The sequence below is a fragment of the Nostoc sp. C057 genome (assembly GCF_013393925.1).
Lineage (GTDB): Bacteria > Cyanobacteriota > Cyanobacteriia > Cyanobacteriales > Nostocaceae > Nostoc > Nostoc muscorum_A.
In genome coordinates, this window is the sequence record NZ_CP040281.1 from 3,501,171 (window position 1) to 3,518,513 (window position 17,343).

General features: G+C 40.8%; 14 protein-coding genes. 6 read left to right on the forward strand and 8 right to left on the reverse strand.

The genetic code is table 11. The features are described 5' to 3' along the window. Window positions 1–37 precede the first annotated feature (37 nt). Window positions 38–832, reverse strand: coding sequence for an aspartyl/asparaginyl beta-hydroxylase domain-containing protein (locus tag FD724_RS15120; protein ID WP_179075520.1), 795 nt, complete (start codon window positions 830–832; stop codon window positions 38–40). A 119-nt stretch (window positions 833–951) separates the two neighbouring features. Here FD724_RS15120 and FD724_RS15125 point away from each other — a divergent pair, with 119 nt between their 5' ends. Next, window positions 952–2,427 carry an amidohydrolase family protein gene (locus tag FD724_RS15125; protein ID WP_179073193.1) on the forward strand — a complete coding sequence of 492 codons (1,476 nt, stop codon included), beginning with the start codon at window positions 952–954 and terminating at the stop codon, window positions 2,425–2,427. 68 nt (window positions 2,428–2,495) lie between these two features. Here FD724_RS15125 and FD724_RS15130 read toward each other — a convergent pair whose 3' ends face one another. The 5 genes from FD724_RS15130 to FD724_RS15150 all read right to left on the reverse strand — a co-directional run bounded on the left by FD724_RS15130 (window position 2,496) and on the right by FD724_RS15150 (window position 6,891). Continuing rightward, entirely contained in the window at window positions 2,496–3,269 is a 774-nt protein-coding gene (locus FD724_RS15130) for a DUF4437 domain-containing protein (protein WP_179073194.1), read from the reverse strand. 30 nt (window positions 3,270–3,299) lie between these two features. Next, window positions 3,300–4,124 carry an alpha/beta fold hydrolase gene (locus tag FD724_RS15135; RefSeq protein ID WP_179073195.1) on the reverse strand — a complete coding sequence of 275 codons (825 nt, stop codon included), beginning with the start codon at window positions 4,122–4,124 and terminating at the stop codon, window positions 3,300–3,302. 80 nt (window positions 4,125–4,204) lie between these two features. Next, the gene (locus FD724_RS15140) at window positions 4,205–4,504 is read right to left on the reverse strand and encodes a protealysin inhibitor emfourin (RefSeq protein WP_179073196.1); all 300 of its coding nucleotides are present in this window, start codon (window positions 4,502–4,504) and stop codon (window positions 4,205–4,207) included. 175 nt (window positions 4,505–4,679) lie between these two features. Beyond that, on the reverse strand, window positions 4,680–5,759 hold the full coding sequence (locus FD724_RS15145) for a M4 family metallopeptidase (RefSeq protein ID WP_179073197.1): 1,080 nt from the start codon (window positions 5,757–5,759) through the stop codon (window positions 4,680–4,682). A gap of 415 nt (window positions 5,760–6,174) precedes the next feature. Next, entirely contained in the window at window positions 6,175–6,891 is a 717-nt protein-coding gene (locus FD724_RS15150) for a trans-aconitate 2-methyltransferase (protein WP_179073198.1), read from the reverse strand. A gap of 926 nt (window positions 6,892–7,817) precedes the next feature. Here FD724_RS15150 and FD724_RS15155 point away from each other — a divergent pair. The 3 genes from FD724_RS15155 (at window position 7,818) to FD724_RS15165 (ending at window position 11,397) form a co-directional block, all read left to right on the forward strand. Continuing rightward, window positions 7,818–9,050 (forward strand): sedoheptulose 7-phosphate cyclase, encoded by a 1,233-nt coding sequence (locus tag FD724_RS15155; protein WP_179073199.1) that lies wholly within the window; start codon window positions 7,818–7,820, stop codon window positions 9,048–9,050. A 4-nt stretch (window positions 9,051–9,054) separates the two neighbouring features. After that, the gene (locus FD724_RS15160; RefSeq protein ID WP_179073200.1) at window positions 9,055–9,888 is read left to right on the forward strand and encodes an O-methyltransferase; all 834 of its coding nucleotides are present in this window, start codon (window positions 9,055–9,057) and stop codon (window positions 9,886–9,888) included. A 123-nt stretch (window positions 9,889–10,011) separates the two neighbouring features. Then, window positions 10,012–11,397 (forward strand): ATP-grasp domain-containing protein, encoded by a 1,386-nt coding sequence (locus tag FD724_RS15165; RefSeq protein WP_179073201.1) that lies wholly within the window; start codon window positions 10,012–10,014, stop codon window positions 11,395–11,397. Window positions 11,398–11,548: 151 nt separating this feature from the next. Here the strand turns inward: FD724_RS15165 and FD724_RS15170 are convergent, their stop codons facing one another. Further along, complete coding sequence (locus tag FD724_RS15170; RefSeq protein ID WP_179073202.1) at window positions 11,549–12,574, reverse strand: D-alanine--D-alanine ligase; 1,026 nt, start codon at window positions 12,572–12,574, stop codon at window positions 11,549–11,551. A 685-nt stretch (window positions 12,575–13,259) separates the two neighbouring features. Between FD724_RS15170 and FD724_RS15175 the strand changes: the two genes are divergently transcribed. Beyond that, the gene (locus tag FD724_RS15175) at window positions 13,260–14,300 is read left to right on the forward strand and encodes a hemolysin family protein (protein WP_179073203.1); all 1,041 of its coding nucleotides are present in this window, start codon (window positions 13,260–13,262) and stop codon (window positions 14,298–14,300) included. A 138-nt stretch (window positions 14,301–14,438) separates the two neighbouring features. Here the strand turns inward: FD724_RS15175 and FD724_RS15180 are convergent, their stop codons facing one another. Further along, window positions 14,439–16,712, reverse strand: a complete 2,274-nt coding sequence (locus FD724_RS15180; protein ID WP_179073204.1) for a bifunctional (p)ppGpp synthetase/guanosine-3',5'-bis(diphosphate) 3'-pyrophosphohydrolase — start codon at window positions 16,710–16,712, stop codon at window positions 14,439–14,441. Between the two features lie 218 nt (window positions 16,713–16,930). Here FD724_RS15180 and patD point away from each other — a divergent pair, with 218 nt between their 5' ends. Then, entirely contained in the window at window positions 16,931–17,284 is a 354-nt protein-coding gene (patD, locus tag FD724_RS15185) for a heterocyst frequency control protein PatD (RefSeq protein WP_114083453.1), read from the forward strand. The last annotated feature ends 59 nt before the right edge of the window (window positions 17,285–17,343 follow it).

Here is a 17,343-nt window from a genome sequence, read left to right on the forward strand (position 1 = left end):
ACGCACTATCAACAATCTAAGGTGCATTACACTATGCTTATAAAGCTTTATCCCACTCTAACTGATGAGCTAAACCATACTTGATAAAATCTTCTTCTTTAGCTTTATCGCTTTTACCAAAAACACCTAAGCTGTAAGGATTATCTTGCATTCGTTGTGTGACTTGCTCTTTCTCAAATCGGATCACTTCATCTCTAGGCTTATCCGGTTTAAAAAAGTCTACAACCAAAACAGTTCTATCATAATTGGTGTAATTATGTGGACAATGGGGATAGCTATGATCTAAAACCAGGAATTTTCCTTCATGCCAATAAAGTTGATCATGACATATTTTCATAGCCACATCTCCCTCTGGAATTATTAATCCCAAATACCCACGATTTGTATGAGGGTTATAGTTTACATGCAGCTTAATATCCAAGCCTGGATGGAATGTACCATAATAGACATTTCTGATGATATCATCATCAATAAAGTTCACATTTTTTATCAAATTAGCTAAATTTGGAAAATACTTCTCTCTTAATAAAAGTGCTTTTTTTGATGCCTCATCTGGCCTATAATCAGGATATTGTATTTGATAAGTTTGAATATATTGTTCAATAAAAAGACCTTGAAATAAAATACCAAAAGCGCTGTATTTTGCATCACCCTTGGTTTTAATTGTTTTACTTTTAGGCCCCAGAATATCGTAAGTTAACTTTAGCTCTTCATCAGATGCCTGGTTAATAAAGCGTTTAAATTCCTCTCTAATCACTTGCCAGTTATCTTCAAATATTTTGAGAAAAGTAAATTGATTTGGGTCTATATTATATTCATTAAAGCTTTCCATTGTTTTTTCTCCTGAAGATGATTTCATAAAAAACCGTTATATATAATGATAGGATTTGGTCTTTGTCCCGATTCGATGTTGGAATTCCTGACTAAACTCATTTTAGTGTGAGGTCTACTGTGTCTGAAACTCCCCTATTAGATCAAATTATCAAAAATGTGCGGGTAGTTCGTCCCCATCAGGATGCAATCGAACTACTTGATTTAGGCATTAAGGATGGAAAATTTGCTCAGATTGCCTCTAATATTAGCCCAGACACAGGCAAACAGGTATTTGATGGCAAAAACCTGCTAGGCTTTCCTGGAGTCGTAGATGCCCACATGCACGTAGGTATTTATCAACCCCTTGATAAAGATGCTCTGACTGAAAGCAAAGCAGCCGCAATGGGAGGCGTAACTACCAGCTTAAATTACATCCGTACAGGGCAGTATTATCTTAACAAAGGCGGCTCCTACCGCGATTTTTTTCCAGAGGTTTTGGCATTATCCGCAGGTAATTTTTTTGTAGATTACGCCTATCACATTGCACCTATAGCTAGCCAGCATATCGACGAAATACCTTTATTGTTTGAGGAATACGGTATATCTTCGTTTAAAATCTTTATGTTTTATGGCGGCTATGGGTTGCATGGTTTATCAGACCAGCAAAACCTCTTTTTGATGATTAATAAAGAGGAACGGTACGATTTCGCCCATTTTGAATTTATTATGCGAGGTCTAACTCGCTTGATGGAAAAACATCCAGAAGCGCGAGATAGCATCAGCTTGAGTTTGCATTGCGAAGTTGCAGAAATTCTCAACGCCTATACCAAAATAGTTGAAAATGATTCTAGTCTGAGCGGATTACACGCTTACAGTGCAGCGCGTCCTCCTCATTCAGAAGGTTTAGCAATTTTCATTGCTTCTTATTTGGCCAATGAAACTAACTGTGCAAATATCAATTTGTTGCACCTGAGTTCGCGTAAAGCAATGGAAGCAGCTTTGACTATGCAAACTGCTTTTCCCCATATCAATTTTCGGCGAGAAGTTACTGTTGGACATTTGCTATTAGATGTCGATACTCCTAATGGTATTTGGGCAAAAGTCAACCCTCCTATCCGTCCTCGCGCTGATGTGGAATACTTGTGGCAAGCAGTACTAAACAATCAAGTAGATTGGATAGTTAGCGACCATGCTTGCTGTTCTGCTGAACAAAAAAGAAGTGCTAAAGACCCAAATAATATTTGGTTAGCAAAGTCTGGTTTTGGCGGTACAGAATATTTACTTTCTGGTGTATTTAGTGAAGGTAGCAAGCGGGGGATGTCTTACAACCAGATGGCTGAGTCGCTATCTTGGAACCCATCGCGGCGGTTTGGGTTGTTAGAAAAAGGCGATATTGCTGTTGGCTATGATGCTGATTTGGTGCTAGTAGACCCAAATGAAACCTTTGTGGTACGTGCGGCTGAGTCTGAGTCACAACAAGGTTATACACCATTTGAAGGTGTAGAGTTAACTGGAAGGATAAAAAGTACTTTTTTACGTGGAAATCTGATTTACAACAATGGGCAAGTTTTAGGTTCACCCACCGGGCGGTATTTGAAACGCTCCCAGTCTTGAATAATTTCCTCTACATGAAAGTATTTGCAGGTTTAAAGTAGAGACAAGATTACTCTATAATTTGGCATCTATTTATTCCAATCCCAAGGATAGTATGTATGTAATGGCGGTTCCCAGGCATGGTAAGAAAGATGGGGGTTGCCTCCTCGCACTAAAGCAAAGTATCCGGTTTCTGTGTATGCTGGGGCGTGTGAAATCAATGGCGGTCGCCAAAAGTAACAACCTGGAGTCATGTGACCAGCCTGTGTTGTGAGGCTACCTTGGAGGACAAATTCCTCTTCGGGAATGGGATGATACTCTGCAAAAGGTTCGACGAACTGTGGTAAACAGCCTAAAAGCCAAGTGCTTCTTCCACCCTCTACCCCCTTGCGTAAAGTTTTTCTCATTGCTCCTGGGGGAAAGCCAGGGGTGATAGTAGCAGACCAAGGAATCAGTTCTGAACTATACGAGGGTATATATAATTCTCTTTTTGCTTTTGGTACATCATTCAGTGATTTCGTAAAGCTAGGATGGCGCTCAGGCATCCACAAAGCTTTAGTATTTTCGCTAATATTCCATGCTTCAATACAGACACCTTCAGGAATAAAGGCATAAGTGTAGCGTCCGAGGCGAAGTTGCCCAATTCGTATTTCTCCACTGAGGACAAAGATTTCCACATCGCAATTGAAATAACCTGAATTACTCTCCCAATTTTGTGTCCACTCAATTAATTCTGTAGACGCACCAGTTTCAGTATCAAAACTCAAGATACGTGTCAGTCCACCTTCCAGCAAACCATCTACAAGCCAAGTTTTTTGGATGACATTTGCTGATTGAATAAACTCAATATGATCTCTTGCCATAATCTTTTTGTCAAACACCTATCTAAAATTTTAAATACTTGAATTTTCTAGAAAATCTATGACTATCTGCGATATTTCTTCAGGCATTTGATTCATCATACAGATAGTTCCGCCTTCAATCTCAACCACCTTGCTATGAGGAATTGCTTTAGAAACAAAATATCTATTTTCTACTTTGGCTAAACCTAGCTTGTCAAAGGTTTTCATATCCTCAGTTCCCCATAAAATCAAGGTAGGAGACTTGATTAATTTAAATCTTGTTGGCGCGTTCAAACAGTAATCTTGTACAGCCCAAATCGCATATAAAGGATAGCCAAAGCTTTTTAAATCGTCTAAAACCCAACGTTGATTTAATTCGGGAGAGCCTACATATTGGGCGCGGGCTGACCATCTTTCCATGAGGTGGGAGCCATCTGCTTTTATTTTGAAACCGTCATTAAATCTTTTTAATAAAGCTGTTTTTCCTTCTTCATCGAAGCCAAAAGCATTACATAATATAAGTTTATCTACTTTTTCAGGATATGCTGCCGCCACTTCTCCTGCCACAAAAGCACCCGTATGGTTTCCCAGGATGCTTATACTGGAAATACCTAATTCTTCCAAAAGGGCAATAACAGTTTTTGCGTAGTCTTCGGTGGAGTAAAGTCTTGGAGGTTTATCAGAATCACCTAGTCCTAAAAAGTCCATAGCAATGACACGTCTTGTCTGAGCAAAGATAGACATTAGCTCACGAAATTCATCACTGCTTCTGGGATTTTGATGCAATAATAATAAAGGTTCTCCTTCGCCACCAATACGGTAAAGAATTTGTCCATCTTCGGTGTCTAAAAAAGCTCGCTTGATTGGTTTATTCATTCATCACACCACAATCCATTTAGAATTTATTTTTGACTTTTGAATTGTTAAGTCAGTCTTAATTTAAGTTTTTCAGCAAATTACCTTTTTTGTGATACGCTTTGCAGCCATTCAATCAGGGGTCTTAAGGTTCCTGGCAATGCTGCTTCACTGACAGTCACTGTATGCTGCTTACCGTTATCTTCGACTGTTAACTTATACTGAAAGCGATCGCTCTGGGGATTTGGCGAGGTAATTAGTTCAGGTAGCCTAAATAAATCTGCAACTTCCACCAGGCGGGGAAGTGTCGCAGCTTCATCTGGCGGGAGAGTGTCTGTATCAACGGTTGTCTTCTTGCTGATTCCAGCAAAGCCACCTGTGCGTTCAAAGGATATCCGCATTTTTTGCTCTCCGTTGTGTTATTTAGTTGGGATAAATACTTAAAATGGGAGACCATAGTTCTCACATCCCACTTTAGCAACAATACACAACAGATTTATCAGTCCTGAGTGTTGAGTGAGGGAGTGGAAGGTATTGACTATTTATTCCTGACTCCTCACTCCTCACTCATAACTTCTAGATAACTCCTACCTTTTGCCAAGCATCCTGTACAGCTTTTTGCTCATCACTACCATTACCGTAGAGTTCGCCAGCAATTTGAATGGTGACGTTGGCAGCTTTTTTAAAATCTGCTTTGGCTTTCAAGCGATCGCGTAAAGCTATGTACCAGATTTTGCCTGTTTTTTCCCAAGCATAGCCACCAATGCTAACAGCCGCTAAATAAAACGCATGGTTAGGAATTCCTGAGTTGATATGCACGCCACCGTTATCATCAGTACCAGTGTATTTATCTTTTACATGGGCTGGTTGAGGATCTTTACCCAATACTGGATCATCATAAGCTGTTCCCGGTGCTTTCATCGATCGCAGGGCAACACCTTTGACAGTTGCTACTAACAGACCTTCGCCAATGAGCCAATCTGCCTCTTGTACGGTCTGATTATTGATCTTCTGTTTCACCAGGGAACCGAAGACATCAGAAAACGATTCATTTAGTGCCCCTGGTTCGCCATAGTACTGTAAACCCGCTTCATACTGGGTTATACCATGAGTTAGCTCATGCCCAATTACATCAATTGACTTGGTGAAGCGTTGAAACAGTTCTCCGTCGCCATCGCCATAAACCATCTGGTCGCCGTTCCAAAAGGCATTGTCATATTTAACGCCATAATGCACGGTGGAGTCTAAACGTAGCCCTTTATCGTCAATGGAATTGCGATCGAATATCTCATAAAACAAATCATAAGTAGCACCAGCACCATCATAGGCTTCATTCACTGCTACATCACTGCTCGGAGGATCGCCTTCACCGCGCACTAATGTACCAGGAAGTTGCTGACCATATTTTGCATCGTAGATGGTACGGCGCTTTTCACCCGGAGAAGGTGCAAATGAGACAGTACCTATGACATCTCTCCGTCCGCGAAACTGTGCCGAAACATTTAATGTACGAAAAGCCCAATTACGCTGTTGAGGATTGCCATTTACAACGACATGTTCCAGTATATGGGGCGGGATAATACAACAAATCGGGCATCTAGACACAAGTGGATGCTCATACTTAAACCCGGCTGATTTCTTTTTATTTCGAGCCATCCAAGATATTCTCCTTTTAAAACTAAGTGATGGCAAACAGTGGCTTTAACCCCACTGGAGATAGGCGCAGAAAAACGAATCCAAATTGCGTGTCCCTGGTTTCTTTATCTAAAGAAAATTTTCTACTCTGTATTTTCGGTTAGGTCTGTAGAGGATTGATAGTACCCTCATGGGTACTTCTGATGTGGGAATATTGCATCAAAACACAAGGACGGCTTAGATACCGTAAGTCTCAGCCAAAATCTTTGCGTGAGTTAGCAAGACCTCCTTTACAGACCTAAAGCGTCTATATATTAGTTCTAATCAAGAGAAATAATGTTATTTATTACTGTTTTGTTACCATAAGTCTGCTAATCCGATAAATATCGATTAGGGACAGGTAAATTCCCAATCCAGTATCCAAAAACCAAAATTTTCATAGCCAGCCACCTAACACCGCCAGACCATAATATTTCCAAGGTACTGCAACTGTTTTAAATCCAGCTTTGCTCAACATCTGTAAATGAGCATCTAAGCTAGCTAGCTGGTCTTGACTAGAGTAACCTTGAGTGCTGCTCGCACCAAGCTTTGCACGAATCTCTGTTAAATTGGTTCCCTGTTCAACTGACCATTCTTCTCGTGCAGCCTGATAAACTTCTGCTAAGGTTGATGATTCTGGTAAAATTGGGTCTCCATTCCAAAAACAGCCATCTTGAGTGAGGCTAGCAGCAATTCGGCTAAATAACTTTAATTTCATCTCATCCTGGAGATGATGGATTGCTAAGGATGAGACACAAGCATCAAATTTGCTACCAATATCTAATTTTTCTGGATTATTTGCCCAATCACCAAAGTCTGCTTGTGTACTAACCCAACGTTTTTGATATCCAGATGCTGTGATTTTATCTTGGGCAAATTGTAACATTCGAGGTGAGTAATCTAAAGCAATTACTTGGGCATTTGGAAAACGTTTGAGTATTTTGAGACTAAGTTCGCCTGTACCACAACCTAATTCTAATATCCGCAGACTTGTGGAAGGTAGACAACGGCTAATTACCTCCAACATCTCATCGTATCTGGGTATCAGTTGGCGAATACCAATGTCAAAATCAGCAGTGCTGGCGAATACCTCTCCGGGAAATAACTGTTGCATAGGGATTAGAACGAATATACACACTCATTAATATTAATCATCCATCATTACTGAGGTATATACTACATCGGTAGAATCAACTTTTAGTATAAAAAAATATTCACTTCATATACTTTTGGCAGAATACACATATCACTTTTTATGTTATTAACCAGAAAATCATCTCTTAATTTAAGCTGAAATCCTATAATTTTGAACGAAAAAGCCAATTTAACTCTTTTTTAAGATTTGTAAATATAAAATGACTCATGTCTTGAGTTAAACTGATATGTGTAATTAGTAACTCTGATTAATTAAAATTTTGGGTTTTCAAAAGTTACTGACGTTGGTATATTAAATACTGAACAGAAAGTTAACTAAAATAAACTAGAAGTCCACTGGCACTCTGAGTAAAACAGAGTGTAGCAAGTTTAGCGATAAAAGGTTCGAGACTAATGCTAAAAAACAGCGAACTGAAGGTTAATCAGGGCTGTAATCTTAAATGGAAGCCTGGAGATAAACTATTTATCCAGTTTTCTCTCTTAGAAATTTTGCGAATTAAAACAGTTGTCAAACCTCTATATCTATAGATAGATATAGCAGAGTTAATAGTAAAGTTAATCTAAATTTAAGGTTAACTTGCCGAATTCAGGTCAACAATCCCAAAAGAGCGCAAGCGTTATGACGATAAATTCTTAATGGGACTAGTTGATTAGTCTTGGGGCAACCTTAAATTAGAGGTTAGCTTACAGAATTTAGATCAATAACGGTGCTATTTAGTGGCATCGCTCGGTAATAATAATAAGCTTTTCTAGTAAAAGCTGGCTTTAGAATGCCTAAAAGTTTTGGCATTCATGAGCATAATTTGTTATTGCCATACATCAGGGTAAATCTCAAATATTGCCTGAATTTTCACAAATTTTTCAGTTCTATCAAGGTGAATAATAATGAGTAATGTTCAAGCATCGTTTGAAGCAACGGAAGCTGAATTTCGCGTGGAAGGTTACGAAAAAATTGAGTTTAGTCTTGTCTATGTCAATGGTGCATTTGATATCAGTAACAGAGAAATTGCAGACAGCTATGAGAAGTTTGGCCGTTGTCTGACTGTAATTGATGCCAATGTCAACAGATTATATGGCAAGCAAATCAAGTCATATTTTAGACACTATGGTATTGATCTGACCGTAGTTCCCATTGTGATTACTGAGCCTACTAAAACCCTTGCAACCTTTGAGAAAATTGTTGATGCTTTTTCTGACTTTGGTTTAATCCGCAAGGAACCAGTATTAGTAGTGGGTGGTGGTTTAACCACTGATGTAGCTGGGTTTGCGTGCGCTGCTTACCGCCGCAAGAGTAACTACATTCGGGTTCCGACAACGCTGATTGGTTTGATTGATGCAGGTGTGGCAATTAAGGTTGCAGTCAACCATCGCAAGTTAAAAAATCGCTTGGGTGCATATCATGCTCCTTTGAAAGTTATCCTCGATTTCTCCTTCTTGCAAACATTACCAACGGCTCAAGTTCGTAATGGGATGGCAGAGTTGGTCAAAATTGCTGTTGTGGCGAACTCTGAAGTCTTTGAATTGTTGTATGAGTATGGCGAAGAGTTGCTTTCCACTCACTTTGGATATGTGAATGGCACAAAGGAACTGAAAGCGATCGCACATAAACTCAATTACGAGGCAATAAAAACTATGCTGGAGTTGGAAACTCCAAACTTGCATGAGTTAGACCTCGATCGCGTCATTGCCTATGGTCATACTTGGAGTCCGACCTTAGAATTAGCTCCGATGATACCGTTGTTTCACGGTCATGCCGTCAATATAGATATGGCTTTGTCTGCAACTATTGCGGCAAGACGTGGCTACATTACATCAGGAGAACGCGATCGCATTTTGAGCTTGATGAGTCGTATAGGTTTATCAATCGATCATCCTCTACTAGATGGCGATTTGCTCTGGTATGCTACCCAATCTATTAGTTTGACGCGAGACGGGAAACAACGTGCAGCTATGCCTAAACCCATTGGTGAGTGCTTCTTTGTCAACGATTTCACCCGTGAAGAACTAGATGCAGCTTTAGCTGAACATAAACGTCTGTGTGCTACATACCCTCGTAGCGGAGATGGCATTGACGCTTATATAGAAGCTCAAGAAGAATCCAAACTATTGGGAGTGTGAAAACATGACCAGTATTTTAGGACGAGATACCGCAAGACCAATAACGCCACATAGCATTCTGGTAGCACAGCTACAAAAAACCCTCAGAATGGCAGAGGAAAGTAAGATTCCTTCAGAGATACTGACTTCTCTGCGCCAAGGGTTGCAATTAGCAGCAGGTTTAGATCCTTATCTGGATGATTGCACTACCCCTGAATCGACCGCATTGACAGCACTAGCGCAGAAGACAAGCATTGAAGACTGGAGTAAACGCTTCAGTGATGGTGAAACAGTGCGTCAATTAGAGCAAGAAATGCTCTCAGGACATCTTGAAGGACAAACACTAAAGATGTTTGTGCATATCACTAAGGCTAAAAGCATCCTAGAAGTGGGAATGTTCACAGGATATTCAGCTTTGGCAATGGCAGAGGCGTTACCAGATGATGGGCGACTGATTGCTTGTGAAGTAGACTCATACGTGGCCGAGTTTGCTCAAACTTGCTTTCAAGAGTCTCCCCACGGCCACAAGATTGTTGTAGAAGTAGCACCTGCACTAGAGACGCTGCACAAGCTGGCGGCTAAAAAAGAATCCTTTGATCTGATCTTCATTGATGCGGATAAAAAGGAGTATGTAGAATACTTCCAAATTATCTTGGATAGCCATTTACTAGCTCCCGACGGATTAATCTGTGTAGATAATACTTTGTTGCAAGGACAAGTCTACCTGCCATCAGAACAGCGTACAGCCAATGGTGAAGCGATCGCTCAATTCAACCGCATTGTCGCCGCAGATCCTCGTGTAGAGCAAGTTCTGTTACCCATACGAGATGGTATAACCCTGATTAGACGCTTGGTATAGCATGCGCTTCTCAATTCAAGGCATCTGATGTTATAGCAGTTCTCATTTGGATGCAATATCCGGTAGGGACGCACATCTGTGCGTCCCTATAAAAGAACCGCATTCCACGTCAAGGAAAAATTTATGGCACAATCAATCTCTTTATCTCTTCCTCAATCCACAACGCCATCAAAGGGTGTGAGGATAAAAATAGCAGCTCTATTCAAGACTATCGGGACTCTAACACTGCTGCTGATAGCCTTGCCGCTTAATGCTTTGATAGTATTGATATCTCTGATGTGGGGGCCGTTTACAAAAAAACCTGCTGTAGCCGCCCATCCCCAGAATATCTTGGTCAGTGGCGGCAAAATGACCAAAGCATTACAACTTGCCCGCTCCTTCCATGCAGCCGGACACAGAGTTATTCTGATTGAAGGTCATAAATACTGGTTATCAGGGCATAGATTCTCAAATGCTGTGAGTCGTTTTTATACAGTTCCTGCACCACAAGACGACCCAGAAGGCTATACTCAGGCGCTATTGGCAATTGTCAAACGAGAGAAGATTGACGTTTATGTACCCGTATGCAGCCCTGTAGCTAGTTATTACGACTCTTTGGCAAAGTCTGCACTCTCAGAATATTGTGAGGTTTTCCACTTCGATGCTGATATAACCAAGATGCTGGATGATAAATTTGCCTTTACCGATCAGGCGCGATCGCTTGGTTTATCAGTCCCTAAATCATTTAAAATCACCGATCCTGAACAAGTTATCAACTTCGATTTTAGTAAAGAAACGCGCAAATATATTCTTAAGAGTATTTCTTACGACTCAGTTCGCCGCTTAAATTTAACCAAACTTCCTTGTGATACTCCAGAAGAGACAGCAGCGTTTGTCAAGAGTTTACCCATCAGCCCAGAAAAACCTTGGATTATGCAAGAATTTATTCCTGGGAAAGAATTATGCACCCATAGCACAGTCCGAGACGGCGAATTAAGGTTGCATTGCTGTTCAAATTCTTCAGCGTTTCAGATTAACTATGAAAATGTCGAAAATCCCCAAATTCAAGAATGGGTACAACATTTCGTCAAAAGTTTACGGCTGACTGGACAAATATCTCTTGACTTTATCCAAGCTGAAGATGGTACAGCTTATGCCATTGAATGTAATCCTCGCACCCATTCGGCGATCACAATGTTCTACAATCACCCAGGTGTTGCAGAAGCCTATCTTGGTAAAACTCCTCTAGCTGCACCCTTGGAACCTCTTGCAGATAGCAAGCCCACTTACTGGATATATCACGAAATCTGGCGATTGACTGGGATTCGCTCTGGGCAACAATTGCAAACTTGGTTTGGGAGATTAGTCAGAGGTACAGATGCTATTTATCGCCTGGATGATCCGATACCATTTTTAACTTTGCACCATTGGCAGATTACTTTACTTTTGCTACAAAATCTGCAACAACTCAAAGGTTGGGTAAAAATCGATTTTAATATCGGTAAACTCGTGGAATTAGGGGGCGACTAAGTGATTCGTAATTGGTAATTCGTAATTATGATGTCTGCCGAATCAACCATAATAAATAGTTTGTAGTGGGGACTTCAGTCCCCAAAGACAGGACTAAAGTCCTTATTACGAACAAGCTCATTTTGACTAATGAATTTCGAATTCTGTTGTATTACTTGCCCAACGTTTCATTTATAGCGGTTATTAATAAATCATTTAGAGGGATTCCGGCTGCTTTCGCCATAGAAGAAATCACACTTTTGGGGGAAAAAGAACAATATAATCCGGCTTCTAAGAACCAAGGTTGTCCCTTTGGATCTATCCGGAAGTCAAATAAACTGTAGTGGCGACAACCCAAAGCCTGATGACACCTTTTAGCCACTTGCTGAACCTTTTGGGTGATTGGATCGTTAGGTTCTAAAATCCAAGCCTTGATATTATCTTTAGCAGTCAAATGCAAGTCGCCATCGTCAGTTTGTTGAAGTTTATCAGCATAGTTGCGGATGGGTTTATCGTGGGGATCTACCAGATATTCTTCAAGGGGTAAACCTATTAGTTCACCGTCTTTTACAATGATGCCGCATCTGACTTCTCGACCAAGTTCGATGAATGCTTCTACAATGACCTCATCTGCATATTCAAATGCCTTCTTTAAGGCAGCATCATATTCAGTCACATCTTTAACTAAAACTACTCCTAAAGAGTTGTCAGAACTTACGGGTTTGACGACTGCTGGAGGTGTAATTGTCGGAACATCTCCTTGGCGAAGCAATTCTCCACGAGGCACTTTTACCCCTGCTGCTTCGACAATTGCTTTGGCTCTGGCTTTGTGGGCCGCGATCGCCATAATATCTGGGGTATTCCCTACATAAGGGATCTTCAGCAGATCGAATAGGGCACGATACTGAGTCATTCCAGGAATACAAAACATTTGTGGTAACATCATGTCAATGTTTTGACCTGTTAGAAATTGTATGGCATCAAACAGAGGAATCGGTTTGGTGAGAGAAATATCTTCTCGACTGAGAGAGTCAGGAAATCGCCATTGCCGATCAGGTGTGATATATGCAATTTGAAAGTTATAAAGCGATGGATCTGCTGTTGCAGCTAAACAGTCTTGGGCGTAAAGACGTGATAAATCACAGTAAAAATTATTGTGTGCAGACCCAACTAAATGAAGGATATTAAGTACTAGCATAATTCATCTTTTTATCTACTATTATAGCTGGAGTTTAATGATTAATAAAGTTGTAACACAATGCTTTTTCTAAAAATTTCTCTAGCCTATTAAATCGTGAGATAATTTAAACTTATATTATAGCAGAAACTTAAATGTTATCACTCTTGCATTCAAATATATAATATTAGTATATATAAGGTAAATTATGATATTTTTTAGAGTAGCTTTCCAGAAATTTTGTCTTTAGGCAAGGAAATTTAAACGACTCACGAGAGTAATTAACCAAAGCTTCAGTTAATAGTTAGTTTAATCGAAGTCGATGATAAAAATAAACCGATTTGCCTTGATAAATTAATTATTGAAGAGTAAGTTTGAATACTTATTCAATACTGAGTTGGGAATCCAATAAACACAAAATAACGGAAAATTATAAGCTTGATAAGGCATCCTCGCTCCTCGTTCTCATGACCCAAAGAAAGAAACCAAGAAGAAAACAGAAGCCAAGGAAATTTGGTGCAGCCTTACAAATAGATGGTATAAATACTTACAAACTTAAAATCTAGTGCTATAGGAATAAAGCAATTAAGCCTTCCTGTGCGATGAGCTTAAAATAAGAAAACGGTAAACTTAGAAGATAACAAGATAGTAACCCATTTCGCTATCAGTTAAGCTCAACTTTCGCTTCCCATATTTGGGAAACTATATGCTACAGCTTCTCATCATTGTGTTTGTTATCCTTTTAGGTTCAGCAATTTGTTCTAGTGTAGAAACAGCCCTGTTTTCTGTTTCAACCCTGAGAGTCAGACAATTAGCGCAATCCAATAGTCCATCCGCAGTAAGACTTTTAGCGATTCGTGAAAATATGAATCGACCGATTGCGGCTCTTGTAATCCTCAATAATACTTTCAATATCATTGGTAGTATTCTTACAGGTAGTATTGCTGTTCAGGTTTTAGGAGACAAATGGCTTGGTGTATTTTCAGGAATATTGACATTCTTGATAATCATCTTTGGTGAAATCATCCCAAAGACAATTGGAGAGCGTTATTCTGAGCAACTCGCCATACTTGCGGCTTTACCTGTAGCTGGACTTGCTATTGCTTTCACACCCTTAGTTTGGATTCTAGAAAATGTGACTGCACCCTTTGCCAAAGGGAAAAAAAGACCAACCACGAATGAGGCTGAAATCAAGCTGTTAGCGAAGATTGGGCATCAAGAGGGAATTATCGAAAGCGATGAAGCAGAAATGATTCAGCGAGTGTTTAGATTAAATGATGTGACAGCATCTGACTTAATGACACCCCGAATCATGCTGACATATATTTATGGAAATATGACTCTTGCTGAGGCGAAAGCAAATATTATTGCGTCTCAACATACTCGGATTATTGTAATAAATGAATCTCTGGATGAAATTATTGGATATGCTCTCAAACAGAATTTACTGACAGCGATGGTTGAAGGAAGTAACAATCAAAAAATCGCTAGTCTGGCTCGAAAAGTCAACTTTGTTCCTGAGATAATTCGGGCAGATAAACTGTTAAAAAACTTTATAGAAGCTCGTGAACATCTTGCAGTAGTGGTAGACGAATATGGAAGCATCGCTGGTGTCGTCACTTTGGAAGATGTGCTTGAGGTGATAACTGGTGAAATTGTAGATGAGACTGATAGAACTGTTGATTTGCAAGAAATTGCCCGCAAGAAACGAGAAAAAATGTTGCAATCTATTACCAGTATTAATTAATGCAATCACTTAGATAATCACACGGCACATTTATTTCCTCCTCTCTTTTCTCTGCGTCCTCAGCGCCTCTGCGGTTCGATTCCTAAAAACGATCGCCATCTGGTGCGTCAAACCCCGTTAACGCACCCCACCAATCATCTATTCGTCAATTTGACCAACGCGGCGGATATTCAAAATGTCGCTCATTTTCTTAATTTGGACGAACACTTGCTCTAATTGAGAGCGATCGCGTATATCTATTCCTAAATCCATCAATGCAGGTTGACCAACAGAGGTTTTCACCTGAGCATGGCGGACATTGATTCCTTGGTCACTCAACCGTGACAAAATATCTTTTAGCACCCCTACACGGTCAAGGGCTTCAATTTGAACATCTACTGGATACGTGTGCGGACGACCACTATTTTCGGCGCTTGGGTTCCACCTAACTGGTACTAAGCGCTCATATTCCACAGTCTCTAGATTATGACAGCCTTGGCGATGAATTGAAATCCCCCTACCTCGCGTCACTACACCAATAATCGGTTCGCCAGGAATCGGGGTACAACACCCAGCTAAATAATATACCAACCCCTCTACCCCAACAATAGGCGAATCACTGGCGCGGGAAGTAGTTGGAGGCGCATCTCGCAAAGCTTTTGATGTAGTAGGTGGTTCTTTGGGGATAAATGGCGGCACTGTGGAAACTGGTTGTTGTCCCTTCGCCACTTCTCGCCAACGATTTAGCACCAAGTTCAACGTAACTTCACCATAACCCAAACCGGCAAGTAAATCGTCCACACTGTGGTAGTTACATTTTTCGGCAACAATCTGCATTGCATCAGACTTTAGCAAACTATCAAAACCAGTTTTACCTAGTTCCTTTTCTAACAATTCCCGTCCACGGGCAACATTTTCTTCGCGGCGCGATCGCTTGTACCATTGTTTGATCCGATATTTCGCCGCCGAACTTCTGACAAAGTTCAACCAATCCAAACTCGGATGGCAGTTCTTTTGGGTAAGAACCTCTACAATATCGCCATTTTGCAGTCGGGTTGACAGAGACACCATTCGCCCATTCACCCGCGCCCCTGAACAGTGGTTTCCAACTTCCGTATGAATGCGATAAGCAAAATCTACAGTGGTAGAACCGGGGCTTAAAGGAACAACATCCCCCTTAGGGGTGAAGACATAGACATCATCTTCAAATAGATTATCCTTGATACTATCAAGATATTCTTGTGCGTCCTTGAGATCAGTTTGCCATTCTAGCAGCTGCCGCAACCAAGTAAACTTGTCATCTGTCCCTGTCAAATGGCTAATACTAGAACCTCCAGTTTCTTTGTATTTCCAATGGGCGGCAATCCCATACTCGGCGATATGATGCATTTCGATTGTCCGAATTTGCACCTCTAAAGGACGGCCAGTTAGTCCAATCACCCCAGTATGCAACGACTGGTAACGGTTAGGCTTTGGCAGCCCAATGTAATCTTTAAATCTCCCAGGAATTGGGCGAAAAGCATCATGAACCACCGCCAACGCCCGATAGCATTCCTCATTGCTTTGAACAATAATCCGCAGCGCTGCCAAATCGTAAATTTCATGAAATTCCTTTTGCTGGCGGTGCATTTTTTGGTAAATGCTATAAAGGTGCTTGGGACGACCGCTAATATCCTGAAAACGGATTCCGGCTTGCTGCAAACGCTCTTGCAACATATTCGTAGCTCTAGCCAGTTTCTCTTCTCGCGCCGTCCGTTTTTCAGAAACAAGCTCTTGCATTTGGCGAAAAGCTTCTGGTTCCAAATACTTAAAAGCCAAATCTTCCAGTTCCCATTTAATTCGCCAAATCCCTAAGCGATTGGCTAAAGGCGCGAATATATCTCGCGTTTCTTGGGCACTGCGGCGGCGGCTGGCCTCTGACATATATTGTAAAGTTCGCATATTATGCAAACGATCTGCCAATTTCACCACAATGACCCGAATATCTTGCGCCATTGCCAAAAACATCCGCCGGAAGTTTTCGGCTTGGCTTTCGGTTTTGCTGGTGAAATTGATTTTAGAAAGCTTTGTTACACCTTCAACCAATTGCCGCACTTCTGCGCCAAAGCGTTCTTCAATTTCTTGACTTGTAACTTCTGTATCTTCAACAACATCATGGAGAAATCCAGCTGCTATCATAGCAGCACTACCTCCCAAGTCATGCAGCAAGTCGGCTACAGCAATGGGATGAGCAATGTATGGTTCTCCAGATTTGCGGTATTGACCTTGATGCAGTTGGTAAGCAAATTCAAATGCGCGACCAATTAAAACTGCATCACTATGCCTTCGGTCATCTTCTACTTCGCCGTTACTTGTCGATGACTCCTTCAAACATTTTTTTAACCATTCCGGAATGGCTAGATCAACTGATGAATTTATAGCTAGACTGCTCATACAAGTGGGTTTGGATAGGATCGGTAGATAAGTGAATGATAAATAAAAGTGGCAGCATCACCTTAAGAAAATGCTGTCGCCTATTAACCTTGAAAATCCATTGATGGCAAACAAAGCCTCAAATCCTGATTTGAGGCTTTTAGTGCTGATAGGCCTTTAAGAAAGTTTATTGTAAAAGAAAAATTACTTGACACTAATACTATCTTAACTAGCACTGGATGTCTTTAAACCCTGAGAAATATTTGGCACTCGTAACCTTGCTAGAGCAATTACGCTCCGATGCCACAACGACCCAAATTGCTGCGCCTGAACTGCGAGTGCGTGTAGCCTCGTTGCAGCAATTTTTCGGACAGCAGATTGTGCCTTTGGCTGATGAAAACTGGCGAGTGCAGTCTTATCAAACGGAAATGAGCAAGCAATTGCGTTTGTTGGCAATAGATGTGATGTTTTTGCAAGGAGCGCGGCAGGCATCGACTGCACAGACGAGACTTCAGGCGATTAGCGATCGCTTGACAACCCTCATTCAGTACTGTAATGCTATTCTGCAACCAGAAGCGGAAGGAGAAAAATAACAATTGTTTACCTTTTTCTCTAATTAACCCATCATCTCATTTACGACCGTTCGTGAAAA